This window comes from Brevundimonas sp. (genome assembly GCF_031412435.1).
Classification (GTDB): domain Bacteria; phylum Pseudomonadota; class Alphaproteobacteria; order Caulobacterales; family Caulobacteraceae; genus Brevundimonas.
The window spans coordinates 31132-46364 of the sequence record NZ_JANODA010000047.1 but is presented as its reverse complement, the minus strand read 5'-3'; the positions used below and the strand labels follow the sequence as shown (position 1 = coordinate 46364).

The 15233-nt window shown below is 69.9% G+C and carries 14 protein-coding genes; 8 read left to right on the top strand and 6 right to left on the bottom strand.

The window, feature by feature from the left end:
- The first annotated feature begins 55 nt into the window (after positions 1-55).
- The 8 genes from RMO01_RS09870 (at position 56) to RMO01_RS09835 (ending at position 5607) form a co-directional block, all read left to right on the top strand.
- Positions 56-268 (top strand): cold-shock protein, encoded by a 213-nt coding sequence (locus RMO01_RS09870; RefSeq protein ID WP_298158945.1) that lies wholly within the window; start codon positions 56-58, stop codon positions 266-268.
- Positions 269-387: 119 nt separating this feature from the next.
- Positions 388-1107, top strand: a complete 720-nt coding sequence (gene ccmC / locus RMO01_RS09865) for a heme ABC transporter permease CcmC (RefSeq protein WP_309628880.1) — start codon at positions 388-390, stop codon at positions 1105-1107.
- A gap of 13 nt (positions 1108-1120) precedes the next feature.
- A complete protein-coding gene (ccmD, locus tag RMO01_RS09860; RefSeq protein ID WP_309628879.1) occupies positions 1121-1273 on the top strand; it encodes a heme exporter protein CcmD in 153 nt (50 codons plus the stop codon).
- Positions 1270-1869, top strand: a complete 600-nt coding sequence (locus tag RMO01_RS09855) for a DsbE family thiol:disulfide interchange protein (protein ID WP_309628878.1) — start codon at positions 1270-1272, stop codon at positions 1867-1869. Before ccmD ends, RMO01_RS09855 begins: the two co-directional genes overlap by 4 nt.
- Before the next feature lie 97 nt (positions 1870-1966).
- The gene (locus RMO01_RS09850) at positions 1967-2197 is read left to right on the top strand and encodes a hypothetical protein (protein WP_309628877.1); all 231 of its coding nucleotides are present in this window, start codon (positions 1967-1969) and stop codon (positions 2195-2197) included.
- 78 nt (positions 2198-2275) lie between these two features.
- Complete coding sequence (gene purH / locus RMO01_RS09845; protein WP_309628876.1) at positions 2276-3880, top strand: bifunctional phosphoribosylaminoimidazolecarboxamide formyltransferase/IMP cyclohydrolase; 1605 nt, start codon at positions 2276-2278, stop codon at positions 3878-3880.
- Between the two features lie 207 nt (positions 3881-4087).
- Positions 4088-4861, top strand: a complete 774-nt coding sequence (locus tag RMO01_RS09840; RefSeq protein ID WP_309628875.1) for a dienelactone hydrolase family protein — start codon at positions 4088-4090, stop codon at positions 4859-4861.
- Positions 4861-5607: a dienelactone hydrolase family protein gene (locus RMO01_RS09835; RefSeq protein WP_309628874.1), complete on the top strand. Its 747-nt coding sequence runs from the start codon at positions 4861-4863 to the stop codon at positions 5605-5607. The genes RMO01_RS09840 and RMO01_RS09835 overlap by 1 nt, the downstream gene beginning before the upstream one ends.
- A gap of 1 nt (position 5608) precedes the next feature.
- Here the strand turns inward: RMO01_RS09835 and RMO01_RS09830 are convergent, their stop codons facing one another.
- The 6 genes from RMO01_RS09830 to mutS all read right to left on the bottom strand — a co-directional run bounded on the left by RMO01_RS09830 (position 5609) and on the right by mutS (position 15194).
- Complete coding sequence (locus RMO01_RS09830; RefSeq protein ID WP_309628873.1) at positions 5609-6070, bottom strand: OsmC family protein; 462 nt, start codon at positions 6068-6070, stop codon at positions 5609-5611.
- A gap of 12 nt (positions 6071-6082) precedes the next feature.
- A complete protein-coding gene (locus RMO01_RS09825) occupies positions 6083-6772 on the bottom strand; it encodes a GNAT family N-acetyltransferase (RefSeq protein WP_309628872.1) in 690 nt (229 codons plus the stop codon).
- 72 nt (positions 6773-6844) lie between these two features.
- Positions 6845-7888, bottom strand: a complete 1044-nt coding sequence (trpS, locus tag RMO01_RS09820; RefSeq protein ID WP_309628871.1) for a tryptophan--tRNA ligase — start codon at positions 7886-7888, stop codon at positions 6845-6847.
- A gap of 47 nt (positions 7889-7935) precedes the next feature.
- The gene (murJ, locus tag RMO01_RS09815) at positions 7936-9513 is read right to left on the bottom strand and encodes a murein biosynthesis integral membrane protein MurJ (RefSeq protein ID WP_309628881.1); all 1578 of its coding nucleotides are present in this window, start codon (positions 9511-9513) and stop codon (positions 7936-7938) included.
- A 168-nt stretch (positions 9514-9681) separates the two neighbouring features.
- Positions 9682-12357, bottom strand: a complete 2676-nt coding sequence (gene glnD, locus RMO01_RS09810) for a [protein-PII] uridylyltransferase (protein WP_309628870.1) — start codon at positions 12355-12357, stop codon at positions 9682-9684.
- Positions 12358-12500: 143 nt separating this feature from the next.
- Positions 12501-15194, bottom strand: coding sequence for a DNA mismatch repair protein MutS (mutS, locus tag RMO01_RS09805; RefSeq protein ID WP_309628869.1), 2694 nt, complete (start codon positions 15192-15194; stop codon positions 12501-12503).
- Between the last annotated feature and the right edge of the window lie 39 nt (positions 15195-15233).

Below are 15233 nucleotides of genomic sequence, written 5' to 3'. Positions count from 1 at the left end.
CCGACAGGCTTCAGGCGCTCTTGCCTGATGCAAACTGCTAACGGAGGTCCTTAAAATGGCTACCGGCACTGTCAAATGGTACAACTCCACTAAAGGCTACGGCTTCATCGAGCCCTCGGACGGCGGCAAGGACGTGTTCGTGCACGTTTCGGCCGTTGAAGGCGCAGGCATGAACGGCCTGAACGAAGGCCAGAAGGTCTCGTATGAAGTCGAACGCGACCGTCGCACCGGCAAGGAATCTGCCGGCCAGCTGAAGGCCGCTGAATAGTCCTTCACGGATTTTTCAAGTGACTGACGGGGTCGGGGCGCAAGTCCCGGCCCCGTTTTCGTATCCGCGACCCGGCGTGCGCTTGCTCCATCCCGCCGTGGCGCGTAATCGCGCGGACGATGTTCGGCCTCGCCAATCCCGCCCGCTTCATGAGTTTCACCCGGCCGTTGACGCCGGTGCTGTGGGCGATTGCGGCCGTTCTGCTGGCCGTGGGGACCTGGCTCAGCTTCGCAGCGCCCGGCGACTATCAGCAGGGCGACACAGTGCGGATCATGTTCATGCATGTGCCGGCCTCCAGCCTTGGTCTCGGCGCCTATGCCGCACTGGGCGTCTCCAGCTTCTTCGCCCTGGTCTTCCGCCACCCCCTGGCCGATGCGGCGGCCCGGGCGGCCGCCCTGCCCGGCGCGGCCTTCACGGCCCTGGCCCTGATCACCGGCTCGCTCTGGGGCCAGCCGATGTGGGGGACCTGGTGGGTGTGGGACGCGCGGCTGACCAGCGTCCTCGTGCTGTTCCTCTTCTACCTCGGCTACATGGCGCTGCGGGCGTCGATCGACGATGAGGCCAAGGCCGCCCGCGCAGCCGCCGTCCTTGGTCTCGTCGGCCTGATCAACCTGCCGATCGTCAAGTTCTCGGTCGACTGGTGGAACACCCTTCATCAACCGGCCTCCCTGCTGCGCGCTGGAGGATCGAGCCTCGATCCGGTCTTCCTCGCGCCCCTGCTCACCATGATGGCGGCCTATGGCGCGCTGTTTCTGGCCATCTGGCTGACCTCGATCCGCACCGAGATCACCCGCCGCCGCGTCCAGACCCTGCGCGCGCGACAAGCCCAGGAAGCGTAAAGGAAGGCCTGAGATGCTCGACCTCGACATGAGCCCCTACGCCGCCTTCGTCTGGCCCGCCTGGGGAATCAGCGCCCTTGTGCTCGGAGCGGTCGTCGCGCGTGCGGTGGCCGCTTCGCGCAAGTGGAAAGCCGAGCTCAAGCGGCTGGAGGAGGACGCGTCGTGAGCAGGTGGCTGACCGTCATCCCGCTGGTCGTGCTGGCCGCGCTCGCCGCCCTGTTCATCGGCTGGTCCCTGAAGCGCGATCCCGAGTTCAAGCCGGACGCCCTCGTCGGCCAGACCGTGCCCGAGACCGTCCTGCCCATCCTTCAGAACGGCGTCGCCGGTCCCCAGAACGTGGACATCCGCACCGCCGGCGTGGGCAGGCCGATGATCGTTAACGTCTTCGCCAGCTGGTGCGCACCCTGCCGCATCGAGCATCCACGCCTTCTGGCCCTGCAGGCGCAGGGAATCGCCGTCGTCGGCGTCGCCTACAAGGACGAACCCGAAGCGACCCAGGCCTTCCTCGACGAACTCGGCGATCCCTTCGCCATGGTCCTGGTCGATCGCGAGGGCCGCGCCGGCCTCGACCTCGGCGTCTCGGGCGTGCCCGAAAGCTTCGCGGTCGACGCCATGGGCCGGATCGTCGCCAAGTCGTCCGGGCCGCTGCTGACCGACGAGGATGTCGAACGCCTGACCTCGGCTCTGAACGCGCCGCTACGGCCGCTCCCGACCGCCACTACGCTGGAAGAGGTGCAAGCCCGCCGCGACGCCGCGAACTGACGCCCTCGGGCTCGAGCAGCGAGCGACCGCGTCGTGAGCGGTAGCCATCGACAAGACTGTTAACCTTTTTTCGACAGGTTTCGTTAACCCTGTCGTCATGAGCGCGATCCGGCCCGACATTCCTCAGTCCCTGCCCGCCACGACCCCCGCGGGTCCGTCGGCGCAAGCCAAAGCGGCCCAGGCGGCCTTCTTCCGCGCCGCGCTCAACGAGGTGCAGGCGACGGCGCCCCGCCCGCAGTCCGCGCAGACAGCCCAGACCGCCGCGGCCATCGAGCCGGAACAGCCCCGCCTGCCCCGTCCCGGCCAGCTTCTCGACATCCGGGTCTAGTTTCCCGTCGCCAAAGGTGACCCCGGCCGCAGCCGGTGCTAGACGCGCGCGCATCCGCCCTCCCCCAGGATTCGCTCCATGCCCGCCGCCCCCGACTTTCCCCCCGCCCCCGACGCGGTGAAGCCCGTCCGCGCCCTGATCTCCCTCTCGGACAAGACAGGGCTGGAAGCCGCCGCGCGCGCGATGCACGAGGCGGGCGTCGAGCTGGTCTCGACCGGCGGCACCCGCGCCGCCATCGCCGGGTTCGGACTGCCGGTGAAGGATGTCGCCGACCTGACCGGCTTCCCCGAAATGATGGACGGCCGGGTCAAGACCCTGCACCCCCTGGTCCACGGCGGCCTGCTGGGCGTCCGCGACGCCGCCGAGCACAGGGCGGCGATGGACGAACACGGCATCGGCCCGATCGATATTGTGTGGATTGATCTGTACCCGTTCGAATCAACTGTCGCCTCGGGCGCCGGTTTCGACGCCGTGATCGAGAATATCGACATCGGCGGCCCCGCCATGATCCGTTCGGGGTCGAAGAACCACGGCTATGTCGCCGTCGCCGTCGACGGCGAGAGCATCGGCCTGATCGTCGAGGCGCTGAAGGCCTCGGGTTCGACGTCCCTGACCCTGCGCAAGCAACTGGCCGCCCGCGCCTTCGCCCGCACAGCCGCCTATGACGCCGCCGTCTCCGGCTGGTTCGCCGGTCAGCTCGAAGACGCCGCCCCGGCCCGCAAATCGATCGCCGGCAGCCTCGCCCAGACCCTGCGCTACGGCGAGAACCCGCACCAGACCGGCGCCTTCTACCGCACCGGCGAGGCCCGTCCCGGCGTCGCCCACGCGACCCAGATCCAGGGCAAGGAACTGGGCTACAACAACATCGCCGACGCCGACGCCGCCTATGAACTGGTCGCCGAGTTCGAGAGCCCGGCCTGTGTCATCGTCAAACACGCCAACCCCTGCGGCGTGGCCGTCGGCAAGGACCTCGGCGAGGCCTACGCCCGGGCCCTGGAATGCGACGCCGTTTCGGCCTTCGGCGGCGTCATCGCCGTCAACCGTCCGCTGAACGGCGCCGACGCCCGGGCCATAACCGAGATCTTCACCGAGGTGGTCATCGCCCCCGGCGCCGACGACGAGGCGAAGGAAGTCTTCGCCGCCAAGAAGAACCTGCGCCTTCTGATCACCGACGGCCTGCCGGATCCGCACGGCCCGGGCGAGGTCTTCCGCAGCGTCGCCGGCGGCTTCCTGGTCCAGTCGCGCGACCGCAGCCTGATCAGGCCCGCCGACCTCAAGATCGTCACCCGCCGCCAGCCGACGCCGCAGGAGATCGAGGACATGCTGTTCGCCTTCACCGTGGCCAAGCACGTCAAGTCGAACGCCATCGTCTATGCCAAAGACGGCCAGACCGCCGGCATCGGCGCCGGCCAGATGAACCGCCGCGACAGTGCCCGTATCGCCGCCATCCGCGCCCGCGAGGCCGGCGAAGCCAAGGGTCTGGCCCATTCCCTGGCCGAGGGGTCTGCCTGCGCCTCCGAGGCCTTCTTCCCCTTCGCCGACGGTCTGCTGGAAGCGGTCGCGGCGGGAGCCACCTCGGTGATCCAGACGGGCGGCTCCATGCGCGACGCCGAGGTCATCGCCGCCGCTGACGAGCAAGGCATCGCCATGGCCTTCACCGGGGTTCGCGTGTTCAGGCACTAGATCCCAATCCCTCTCCCCTTGCGGGAGAGGGAGCCCGCACACGGCGGCGCAGCCGTCGTCCTCGTGCGGTCGGGTGAGGGGTGAAACGCACTCTCACCGGGGACCCGCTTCTCGACGCACCGCATCTGCTTACGCAGACCCCTCATCCGACTTCGCTTCGCTCAGTCACCTTCTCCCTCAAGGGGAGAAGGGACTAAGGTGCCTCCCATGGACACCCTCTCCGACCGCTGGGCGAAGCTCGAGCCCCTTATCCAGGTCGTCGGCCCCGACGACGACCTGCCGCGTCCGACCGTCCTCCTGTTCCACGGCTGCGGCGGGCTGCGCGGCCATCTGCCGATGTACGCGGCGGCTGCGAAGGAGGCCGGCTGGCGGGCGGTGATCGTCGACTCCTACGCCCCCCGCGGCTGGAGCCGGGAGTTCGCCATGGCCACCGTCTGCACCGGCCTTCTGCTGCGCGGCTGGGAGCGGGGCGGCGACGTGCTCGCCGCGATCCAGGGCGTCTCGGCCCGGCCCGACGTGGACGCGACCCGCATCGCCCTTGCCGGCTGGAGCCACGGCGGCTGGGGCATCATGGAGGCGATGAGCTGCGACCCGAATCCGGCCGGAGCGCTCGGCGTCCGCGACGCGGAGACCGCCGACCTGTCGGGCGTCAAGGCGATCTACCTGGCCTATCCCTATGTCGGGGTCGCCGCCCTGAACCGGATGCGGCCGTGGCGGCATTGTCCGAAGATCCTCGCCGTCATCTCACAGCGGGACCACCTGACCACCGTCCGCAACGCCGAGCGGGTCCATGACATGGTCCGCAACTGCGGCGCAGAGGTCGAGACCTGGGTCGCACCGGGCACCCATAGTTTCGACGAACCGATGACGGCTCTGCCGATGAAATACGACGCCGAACTGACCGGCGAGGCGATCCGCCGGTTCAGCGCCCTGCTGGAAGACGTCGCCATCGCGCCGCGCCCGGTCAACGCCGCCGCCTGATGGACACCCTGGCGGAACGCTGGGCCCGCCTGAAACCGTCGCTCGTCATCCGGCGTCCCGACGGTCCTGGCCCGTTTCCCGTCGTCCTGATCTTCCCCGGCTGCGGCGGGGTGCGCTCTCATCTGCACCGCTACGCCGAGGCGGCGGCCGAGGCCGGCTGGATGGCCGTGACGGTCGAGAGTTTTATCGCCCGTGGCTGGTCCGACGCCTTCGTCCGCATTTTCGTTTGCACAGGCCTGCTGCTGCGCGGCGGGACGCGGGCGGGCGACGTGATGGCGGCGGCGACCTTCGTGAAGAGCCTGCCCGACGCCGACCCCGACCGCATCGTCCTGGCGGGATGGAGCCACGGGGCCTGGGCCATCATGGACCTGATGACCGAAACGCTGGAAAAGCGCGGCGAGGCGATGATTGCCGACCCGATAAACGCCAACCTCTCGGGCGTCATCGGGGCCTTCATGCCCTATCCCTACGTCGCCTTCCCGACGCGCAGCCGCTGGTTCCGCTGGCGGCGGGCGCTGGACGCTCTGGTCATCCTGCCGACACGGGATCACCTGGCCAGGCGTCCCGACTACGAGCGCGTCCTGAAACGGGCCCGCGAGGCGGGATCGGAGATCGAGGAATGGGTCGTCGACGCCACCCACGCCTTCGACGAACCCGGTCTGACCCATCCGAAGATCCGCCATGACCGCGAGGCGACGAAGGAGGCGATCCGCCGTTTCGCCGGTTTCCTGAAGACGCGGACCTGATCTAGCCGATCGTCGCCTCGATCGTCATCGTCGCCCGCACGCTATGGGCCATCTCGCAGTGATCGTGTGCCGCGTGGTGCAGGGCGTCGAGCTGGTCCTGCGTCGGGGCCGGGCCGGCGAAGGCCGTGACCGGCCGCAACGTCACCCGAGCCAGATAGCGGCGGCCCTCCGGGTTGCGATCCAGCGCGCCAGAGGCCTGGTCGAAATAGCGGTCGACGACCCAGCCGGCCTTGGCCGCGAAGGCCAGGAACCACAGCATGTGGCAACTGGACAGGGAGGCCACCATCGCCTCCTCCGGGTCGACGGCCGAGGCGTCCGAATAGGGCAGGGGCACGCTGGCCGGCGCCGAGGAGCCCGGCACCACCGCCCCGCCGTCGAAGCGCCAGACGTGGGCGCGGGAATACTTGTTATCGACGTAGGCCTGATCGCCCCGGGTCCACTCGATCGTCGCGTCGTAGTTCATGCCGCCCTCCCGCTATTTCAGAATCGTATAGGTCATCCGCGCCCGAACCTCGAAGCCCAGCGACCGATAAAAGGCGATGGTCGCGTCATGTTCGGCGAAGGCGTGCAGGAACACCCCCTCGCCCGAGGCCAGAATCTCGCCCGTCACGGCCCGTGACAGGCCGGCCGCATAGCCGAGCCCCCGATGATCCGGGTGGGTGCAGACGCCGCTGAGTTCGGTGAAGCCCTCGACCCGCAACCGCCGCCCCGCCATGGCGAGCAGCCGTCCGTCCTGTTTCACCCCGATGAAGGGCCCCAGCCGCCGCGTCGCTGAGCGGAACGGCCCCGGCTTCGTCAGGGTCGCCAACGCCAACATCTCGGGCGCATCGGCCTCGGTCAGGGTCTCATAGGCGAGGTCCGGCCCGCCGGGCGTCAGGGCCGTGCAAACCATCTGCACGAGCGGAACGCGGTTGACGACCTCGACGCCTGGCAGATCCAGCGCGCCCGTCGGCCCGCCGGTCAGCTCGACCATCCCCGCCCCCGGGTGGCGCCGGGCCAGGTCCGCCATGGCCTTCAGCGTTTCGGGTTCCGCATCCTCCCCTGAGACGAAGATTCCCACGTCCGGATCGATCCGCACGGCGCGAACGTCGGAGTCCTCCGTGACGAAGCCCGACAACCGGGTCGTCAGGGCGTTCCACACGGCGCGGTCCAGCGGATGGCTCATGACGACGCTTTAGCGCGCGGGCGATTCCGCGTCAGCCCCGCCGAGGAGGCCACGTCCGAGACCCGCGAATGCTTACGCCTGCCAGAAGCCGACGATCTTCTTGACCTCGGCGACGACCGGATCGGCGATCCCGGCGGCGCGTTCGGCGCCGTCCTTCAGCACCCGGTCAATCTCGGCCGGATCGTCCATCAGACGGCGCATCTCGGCCGTGACCGGGGCGAGCGACGACACGGCCAGATCGGCCAGGGCCGGCTTGAAGGCGCCGAAGCCCTGGCCGGCGAACTGGGCCGTGACCTGTTCGCGCGTCTGGTCCGACAGGGCGGCGTAGATGGCGATCAGGTTCTTGATCTCGGGCCGCTCGTCCAGGCTCTCGCCCGGCTCGGGCATGACGCCCATGTCGGTCTTGGACTTGCGGATTTTCGACGCGATCGTGTCGGCGTCGTCGGTCAGGTTGATGCGCGACTGGTCCGAGGGATCGGACTTGGACATCTTGGCGGCGCCGTCGCGCAGGCTCATGACCCGCGTCGCCGGACCCTGGATCAGGGGTTCGGGCAGGGGGAAGAAGCCTGGCGCGTTGAAGTCGTTGTTGAACTTGCCGGCGATGTCGCGGGTCAGTTCCAGATGCTGTTTCTGATCCTCGCCGACCGGCACCTCGGTCGCCTTGTACAGGAGGATGTCGGCGGCCTGGAGCACGGGGTAGGTGTAGAGGCCGACCGAGGCCCGTTCCTTGTGCTTGCCCGACTTCTCCTTGAACTGGGTCATCCGGTCCAGCCAGCCGAGGCGGGCGACGCAGTTGAAGATCCAGGCCAGTTCGGCGTGGGCGCGCACCGCCGACTGCGGGAAGATGGTCGACTTCGCCGGATCGAGACCCGAGGCGATATAGGCGGCGGCGATCTCGCGCGTCTGGGCGGTCAGCAGGGCCGGGTCCTGCCACACGGTGATGGCGTGCATATCGGCGACGAACAGGAAACAGGGCGCACCTGAGTCCTGCAGCGCCGTGAACCGCTTCAACGCGCCCAGATAGTTGCCCAGATGCAGGGCGCCGGAGGCCTGGATGCCGCTGAGGATGCGGCGCGGGCCGGTGTAGGCGGGAACGGTCGGGGAGGCGTCAGACATGGCTCGGGCAATGCCCTAGCGCGGGTCACAGGGCAAGACGTCGAGCGTCACCGGGAGCGTCTCACCAGACCCTTGACCTCGGCGAGGGTGATCGCCCGCGTGGCGAAGGCCATGGCGACGTAGGTCAGGCCGCCGGCGGCGGCGACCAGAACGACGGTGATCTCCTTGCCGCCGTGGGCCGATCCAAGGGCGGACAGGACCGCCTCGACCCCTCCCTGCATCCACGGCCGCGCTCCGGAAGCGAACGCCACGACGACCGCCAGACCCGCACTGGCCAGGGCGATCCGGGCCAGTCGCGAGGTCGCCGCCACGCTGGGCCGATAGTGGCCGCGCTTCCACAGGAAGCCGCCGAGCAGAAGGGCGTTGGCCCAGGCCCCGATACTGGTCCCCGCCGCGATCCCGGGCACGCCGAGACCGAGGTTATAGAGCGCCAGCATCCCCGCCGACCCGACCGCCACATTGACCAGGGCGAAGATCATCGGCGAGCGCGTGTCTCGCCGGGCGAAGAAGGCCGGGGCGAGGATGCGGATCAGGACAAAGGCCGGAACACCCCAGCCGAAGTGGAAGAGGGCCGCCGCCGTCTGTTCGGCGTCGACCTGCAGGAAGGCGCCGCGCGTGAACAGGGCGTCGATCAGGAAATAGGGCATGGCCATCAGGGCCGCCGCCGCCGGCAGGGTCAGGGCCATGGACAGGGCCAGGGCCTCGTCCATCGAGGACTGTTGCTGCTGATGGTTGTCTGACGCCACCGCCGCCGACAGACGCGGTAAAAGAGCGATGCCGATCGCCACCCCGACGAGCCCGAGCGGCAGCTGATAGAGGCGGTCCGCCGTCGCCAGCCAGGTCCGCCCCCCCGCCTGGAAACTGGCGAGGTTGCCGGAGATGAAGACGTTGATCTGCGTCGCGGAATTGCCGATGGCGGCGGGCACGGCGGTGATGATGATGGCCTTCACCGCCGGGGTCAGGCGCGGCAGAGCCAGGCGGATGTTGGCTCCGGCCTTGCGAACGGCCCACCAGCACAGGCCCGCCTGGGCGACCCCGGCGACAAGCACCGCCCAGGACGCAGCGTAGGCCGCACCGATCTGGTCGCCGCGCGCGGGCCAGACCGCCGCCAGCATGATCAGGTTGAGCAGGATCGGATAGGCGCCCGAAACGATGAACCGTCCGCGTGCGTTCAGCGCCCCCGACAGCAGGGCGGCGACTGCCATGCAGGGCAGATAGGGCATGGTGATCTGGGTCAGGATCACGGCCAGCTTGAAGCGGGCCGGATCGTCAAGGAAGCCGATGTTGATCACGGTCATGATCCACGGCATCGCCAGCTGGGCCGCGATGGTCAGGGCGACGGTGACAAGGGCTACGGCGGCCAGCGCATCCGTGGCGACCCTGTCGGCGGCTTCGGGTCCCTCGGTCTGCAGCGTCTTCGCGTAGGCGGGCACGAAGGCGGCGGCGAAGGCCCCCTCGGCGAAGATGCGGCGGAACAGGTTGGGGAAGCTCAGTGCGGTGTTGTAGGCGTCCGCTGCGGGCCCGTTCGACGCCCCAAGCGCCGCAGAGATCACCACGTCGCGGGCGAACCCGGCCAGCCGGCTGATCAGGGTCAGGCCGCTGAAGATCGCCGACGACCGCATCATGCCGCCGCCCTTGCCGGATGTGGTGGCGGAGGCCGGTGGCTGGACGATGGGCTCGACGGTGGCGGTGGCGCCGGCGATCGGGGCGGCGGGCTCGATCGGTTCGGGGAGATCAGGCTTGGACACGGACGAACCTCGATTGCCGTGCCCGGGCGCGCGGCGAAATGTCGCTTAACCCGCTTCCGGCGCGGGCGAAACGGGCTTCCTCGGCCGCAGGTCGGAGACGTCGCGGGCGCTGGCCCGGGCGGCTGTGATCCGACGTCCCTCGGGGGCGGCGGGCGCGCGGTCCAGCACGGCCTCCAGCGCCGCATGGACATCATCCAGCAGACCATCAGACTTCAGCTTCCGCCCCTTGCGGTCCGTCACATAGAAGCTGTCGACCGCCCGCTCGCCGAAGCCGGCGACATGGGCCGAGCGGATCGACAGGTCGTGGTCCGACAGGGTGCGCGACAGCTCGGCCAGCAGTCCCGGCCGGTCGGCGCCCGAGACCTCGATCACCGTGGCGTCGGCGGAGGCTGCGTTGTCGATCATCACCACCGGCCGCACGTCGAAGACGGCCCGGCGCGGCGAGGGGTTGGGCATGGCGGGCGGCTGGACGGGGGTCTCGCCCCTCGCCGCCGCCTCCAGCGCTGCGATCAGGGATTTGAGCCGACGCGGCTCGGCCTGGCCATAGGGCTGGTCGGCGCCGTCCTGCACCTGAAACACGTCGAGCACCGTGCCGTCGGGCGCGGTGGCGACCCGCGCCCCTGTCACATCGGCGCCGGCGGCGGCCAGCACGGCGGCGAGGTCGGCGAAGAGGCCGGGCCGGTCGCGGGCCGCCAGCGCGATCTCCGTCGTCTCCTCGATCCGCCCGGCGACACAGGTCCGGGCCTCGACCGCCGCCCCGCCTTCCAGGGCCCGGGCGACGAGGTCGGCGTGTTCGGCCAGGGGATCGACGGTCTGGATGTCCTCGCCCCGGAACAGGGCCTCGACGGCCGCATAGAGGCTGCGCATCAGCTGGCCCTTCCAGCTGTTCCACACCCCCGGCCCCACGGCCCGGATATCGGCGACGGTCAGGACCAGCAGCATCCGCAGCCGCTCCGGATCGCCGACGATCTCGGCGAAGGCCTGGACCGTCGCCGGGTCGGAAATGTCCCGCTTCTGGGCGTAGTCGCTCAGGGCCAGGTGGTGCCGCACCAGCCAGACGACGATCTCGATCCGGCGAGGATCGACGCCCAGCCGCTCGCACGCCCGGCGGGCGGCGATCGCCCCGTCCTCCAGCTGCCCCCGTTCCCCGCCCTTGCCGACGTCGTGCAGCAGCATGGCCAGCATCAGGGCCTCCGGGTCCGCGATCAGGTGGATCACCTCGGTGGCCAGCGGATGGTCGTCCTTGAGCTTGCCGCGCTGGATATCGTTGATGATGCCTATGGCCTGGAGGGTGTGCTCGTCGACCGTATAGGCGTGGTACATGTTGAACTGGGTCTGGCCGACGATCCGGCCCCATTCCGGCAGGAATCGGCCGAGCAACCCCGCCTCGTTCATGATGGTCAGGACCCGATAGGGCCTCTGCCCGTGCGCCAGCACATGAAGCAACGCCGCCGTCGCGCGCGGATCGCGCCTCAGCTTCGGCGTCACCAGGGCCAGCGAGCGCGTCACGGCCGAAAAGGCATGCGGATGGACGTCGAGGTCGTGTTGGTCGGCGCAGACGAACAGAGTCAGCAGCTTGACCGGGTCCCCGGCGAAGACCTCGGGTCCTGTGACGGACAGTCGCCCGCCGTCCTCGATGAATCCCTCCACGCCGAGATTCCGCTTCCGTCCCGGGATCAGCCGCGACAGGCTCATGGTCTTCTTCTGCTGGCGCGCCTCCAGCGTGGCGCTCATGGCCCGGGTCAGGGCGCCGACGTCGCGGGCGACGAGGAAATAGCGGCGCATGAAGCGCTCGACCGCCGGCTCGTCGCCCCGGCCGCGCCAGCCCATCCGCCGCGCCACCTCGGGCTGCAGGTCGAAGGTCAGCTTCTCCTCGGCCCGTCCCGCCGCCAGATGCAGATGCGCCCTGACCCGCCACAGGAAGTCGAACGCCTCCTCGAAGGTCCGGCGCTCGCGCGGCGTCAGCAGTTCGTCCAGCACCCGCGCGCCCAGGGGACTGTCGGGCGCCAGGGACCGGGCGATCCAGAACAGGGTGTTGAGGTCGCGCAAGCCCCCCTTGCCGTCCTTGATGTTCGGCTCAACGCGGTAGCGGACCGCGCCGGTCCGGGAATGGCGGCTGTCGCGTTCCTCCATCTTGGCGGCGATGAAGGGGCGCGGATCGGCGTTGGTGACCATGCCCCGGAAGCGCCAGAGGAAGTCCTCGGTCAGCCTCTCGTCGCCCGCCAGCGGCCGCGCCTCCAGCAGGGCCGTGCGGATGGTCATGTCGGATCGGGCCAGGCTCAGGGCCTCCTCCACCGACCGCGCGGACGACCCGACCTTCAGTCCCAGATCCCACAGAACGTAGAGCATGAACTCCGCCACCGTCTCGGTCCGGGCGGTCGTCTTCCAGGGTCTGAGGAAGACGAGGTCGAGGTCCGAGAACGGCGCCAGCACGCCCCGGCCGTAGCCGCCGACCGCGATCAGGCTGAGCTTCTCCGCCTCGGTCGGATTGTGCGACGGATAGAGAGTCTCGGTCGTGAAGCGCCACAGGGCGGTCAGCAGTTCGTCGGCCGCCGCCGAATACAGCCGCGCCACCTCCACCCCCGGCAGACCGTTGGCCAGTTTCGTCGCGATCTTCTCGCGCGCCGCGTCGTAGTGGGCTTTCAGCACCGCCGCGACGGCGGGCCGGACGCCCGGACCGGAAACAATGGCGTCGAGGCGGGCGTCGAGGGCGGACGACATCTATTCCTCCCCCATCGGGGGAGGTGGCGCGGCGCCGCTTTGCGCCGTGACGGAGGGGGCTCGCCGCGCGTTCGGTGTCTGCGGCCGGCCCCCTCCACCACTTCGTGGTCCCCCTCCCCCGATGGGGGAGGAATGGCGCGGCGTCACTTCGCCAATCCCTTCAGCCGGTAGAGCGCCTCCAGCGCTTCTCGCGGGCTGAGCGTATCCGGATCCAGCGCCGCCACCGCGTCGTCGATCGCGGACCTCATCGGAGGCGGCGGAGGTTCGGCCATGGCGAACAACGGCAGGTCGTCCAGCCGCCCGTGCGCCGCCTTCTCCGTCTCCAGCCGGTCCAGCACGGCCCGCGCCCGCGCCACCACCGCCGGAGGCACGCCCGCCAGTTTCGCGACCTGGACGCCATAGGAGCGGTCCGCCGCCCCGGGCGCCGCCTCGTGCAGGAAGACCAGTTCGCCGTTCCACTCACGCGCCCGCATGGACAGGTTGCAGACGTGGTCGAGCCGTTCCTCCAGCCGGGCCAGCTCGTGATAGTGGGTCGCGAACAGGGTCCGGGACCGGTTCACGTCGTGCAGGGCCTCGGCGCAGGCCCAGGCGATGGCCAGTCCGTCATAGGTGGCCGTGCCACGCCCGATCTCGTCCAGAACGATAAAGCTCTGCGGCGTCGCCTGGGTCAGGATGGCGGCCGTCTCGACCATCTCCATCATGAAAGTGGAACGGCCGCGCGCCAGATCGTCGCCTGCTCCTACCCGGCTGAACAGCCGGTCGACGGCGCCCAGCCGCATCGATTTCGCGGGCACGAAGCATCCGCCCTGCGCCAGCACCACCAGCAGGGCGTTCTGGCGCAGGAAGGTCGACTTGCCGGCCATGTTCGGCCCGGTGACGATGCTGAGGCGCGCACAACCGACGCCATCCCCATCAAGTCTGCAGTCGTTCGGCGTGAACGGATCGCCCGCCTTTTTCACCGCCGCCTCGACCCCCGGGTGACGCCCGGCCTCGACCACGAAGACCTTCGAATCGTCCACCATCGGCCGCACGGCCCCGACCTCCTCGGCCCATTCGGCGAGGGCGGCGGTCGCATCGAGTTCGGCGAGCGCATCGGCCACGGCCTGCAAGGCCATGGCCAGCGACTGGACCGTCTGGCGCCAGGTCTCGAAGGTCTCGCCCTCCATGGCCAGGGCCCGGTGCCCGGCCTGGCTGATCTTCGCGTCCAGTTCCGACAGTTCGACGGTCGTGAACCGCACCTGGGCCGCCAGGGTCTGACGGTGGATGAAGGGGCTCTCCGGCCCGGCCCGGAACAGGGGTTCGGCGTGCTTGGCCGTGGTCTCGAGGAAGTAGCCAAGCACGGCATTGTGCCGGACCTTGAACGGCACACCGCTGTCGGCCACGGCGCGGGCCTCCAGATCGGCGACGACCCGGCGGCTGTCGTCGCGCAGGGTCCGGGCCGCGTCGAGCTCCGGCCGGAAGCCCGGCTTCACGAAGCCGCCGTCGCGCGCCAGATGCGGCGGCTCCTCGGCCAGACCCTCGGCCAGATCGAGCCTCAGTCGCGCCAGGTCGGGCGACAGGGTCAGCCGGTCGAGACAGCCGACGATCCGCTGCGGCGGCCCGGTCAGGGGATCGGGCGAGACGATGAACAGGCCCGCGAGCGCCTCGGCGATGGTCAGACCTGCCCGGATCGCGGCCAGATCGCGCGGCCCGCCGCGCCCCAGCGCCAGTCGCGACACGGCCCGGGCCAGATCGGCCGACGCCTTCAGCCCGTCGCGCAGGTCCCGCCGCAGGGCGCGCCGCTCCAGCAGCCATTCGACCGCATCCAGTCCATGATTGATTTCGACAGGATTCCGCAGCGGCCGGGCGATCCGCTCGGCCAGGGCCCTGGCCCCGCCCGAGGTCACCGTCCGGTCGATACAGGCCAGCAGCGATCCCTCGCGCTCGCCCCTCTGGGTCCGGTCGATCTCGAGACTCAAGCGCGTCGCCGGGTCGATGGCGAGGAAGCCCGTCTCGCCCGAGCGGCGCGGCGGCGACAGGGCCGGGACCTTGCCGGCCTGGGTCGTCTCCAGATAGGCGGCGATGAGCCCGAGCGCGGAGACCTCCGCCTCCTCGAACGCCCCGAACCCGTCCAGCGAAGCGACGCCGTAGAGGCGCGCCACCCGACCGCCCGCCGCCGCCGGCTCGGCCACCGCCGAGGCCAGGGCCTGGACCACGCCGCCCGACCCGTCGAGCGCGCCCTTCAGATCGGGATCGGAATAGAGTTTGTCGGTGACCAGCACCTCCGACGGCCGGAACGCCGCCAGGGTCCCCCCCAGGTCGCCGATGTCGCAGGCGACGCAGTCCACCGCCCCGGCCGACAGCTCGACCACCGCCACGGCCGCCCGGCCGCGCCGGATGGCCACGGCCGCCAGCCGGTTGGCGCCGCGCGCATCCAGCAGCGAATCCTCGGTCAGGGTGCCCGGCGTCACGACCCGCACGATGTCGCGACGGACGATGGCCTTGGAGCCGCGCTTCTTCGCCTCGGCGGGATCCTCCATCTGCTCGCAGATGGCGACGCGGAACCCCTGGCGGATCAGCCGGGCGATATAGCCCTCGGCCGCATGGTGGGGCATGCCGCACATGGCGATGTCCTCACCCAGATGCTTGCCGCGTTTGGTCAGGGTCAGGCCGATGGCGGCCGCCACCAGTTCCGCGTCCTTGAAGAACAGTTCGTAGAAATCGCCCATGCGGAAGAACAGCACCGCATCCGGCTGCGACGCCTTGGCGGCCAGATACTGGGCCATAAAGGGCGTGACGACGCCGGGGTCAGGGGCGGTCGCGTCAGTCTTTGGCGGATGGGAGAGGGGGGCGTTCATGACGTCCCGTCAGGGTGACGGATCGTCGGCGTCGGCTCA

What these genes read in the sequence shown, in the direction of transcription:
- RMO01_RS09870 (WP_298158945.1), top strand. Translation starts at nt 56, where the DNA reads ATGGCTACCGGCACTGTCAAATGGTACAACTCCACTAAAGGCTACGGC.
- ccmC (WP_309628880.1), top strand. Translation starts at nt 388, where the DNA reads ATGTTCGGCCTCGCCAATCCCGCCCGCTTCATGAGTTTCACCCGGCCG.
- ccmD (WP_309628879.1), top strand. Translation starts at nt 1,121, where the DNA reads ATGCTCGACCTCGACATGAGCCCCTACGCCGCCTTCGTCTGGCCCGCC.
- RMO01_RS09850 (WP_309628877.1), top strand. Translation starts at nt 1,967, where the DNA reads ATGAGCGCGATCCGGCCCGACATTCCTCAGTCCCTGCCCGCCACGACC.
- purH (WP_309628876.1), top strand. Translation starts at nt 2,276, where the DNA reads ATGCCCGCCGCCCCCGACTTTCCCCCCGCCCCCGACGCGGTGAAGCCC.
- RMO01_RS09840 (WP_309628875.1), top strand. Translation starts at nt 4,088, where the DNA reads ATGGACACCCTCTCCGACCGCTGGGCGAAGCTCGAGCCCCTTATCCAG.
- RMO01_RS09835 (WP_309628874.1), top strand. Translation starts at nt 4,861, where the DNA reads ATGGACACCCTGGCGGAACGCTGGGCCCGCCTGAAACCGTCGCTCGTC.
- RMO01_RS09830 (WP_309628873.1), bottom strand. Translation starts at nt 6,070, where the DNA reads ATGAACTACGACGCGACGATCGAGTGGACCCGGGGCGATCAGGCCTAC.
- RMO01_RS09825 (WP_309628872.1), bottom strand. Translation starts at nt 6,772, where the DNA reads ATGAGCCATCCGCTGGACCGCGCCGTGTGGAACGCCCTGACGACCCGG.
- trpS (WP_309628871.1), bottom strand. Translation starts at nt 7,888, where the DNA reads ATGTCTGACGCCTCCCCGACCGTTCCCGCCTACACCGGCCCGCGCCGC.
- murJ (WP_309628881.1), bottom strand. Translation starts at nt 9,513, where the DNA reads ATGATGCGGTCGTCGGCGATCTTCAGCGGCCTGACCCTGATCAGCCGG.
- glnD (WP_309628870.1), bottom strand. Translation starts at nt 12,357, where the DNA reads ATGTCGTCCGCCCTCGACGCCCGCCTCGACGCCATTGTTTCCGGTCCG.
- mutS (WP_309628869.1), bottom strand. Translation starts at nt 15,194, where the DNA reads ATGAACGCCCCCCTCTCCCATCCGCCAAAGACTGACGCGACCGCCCCT.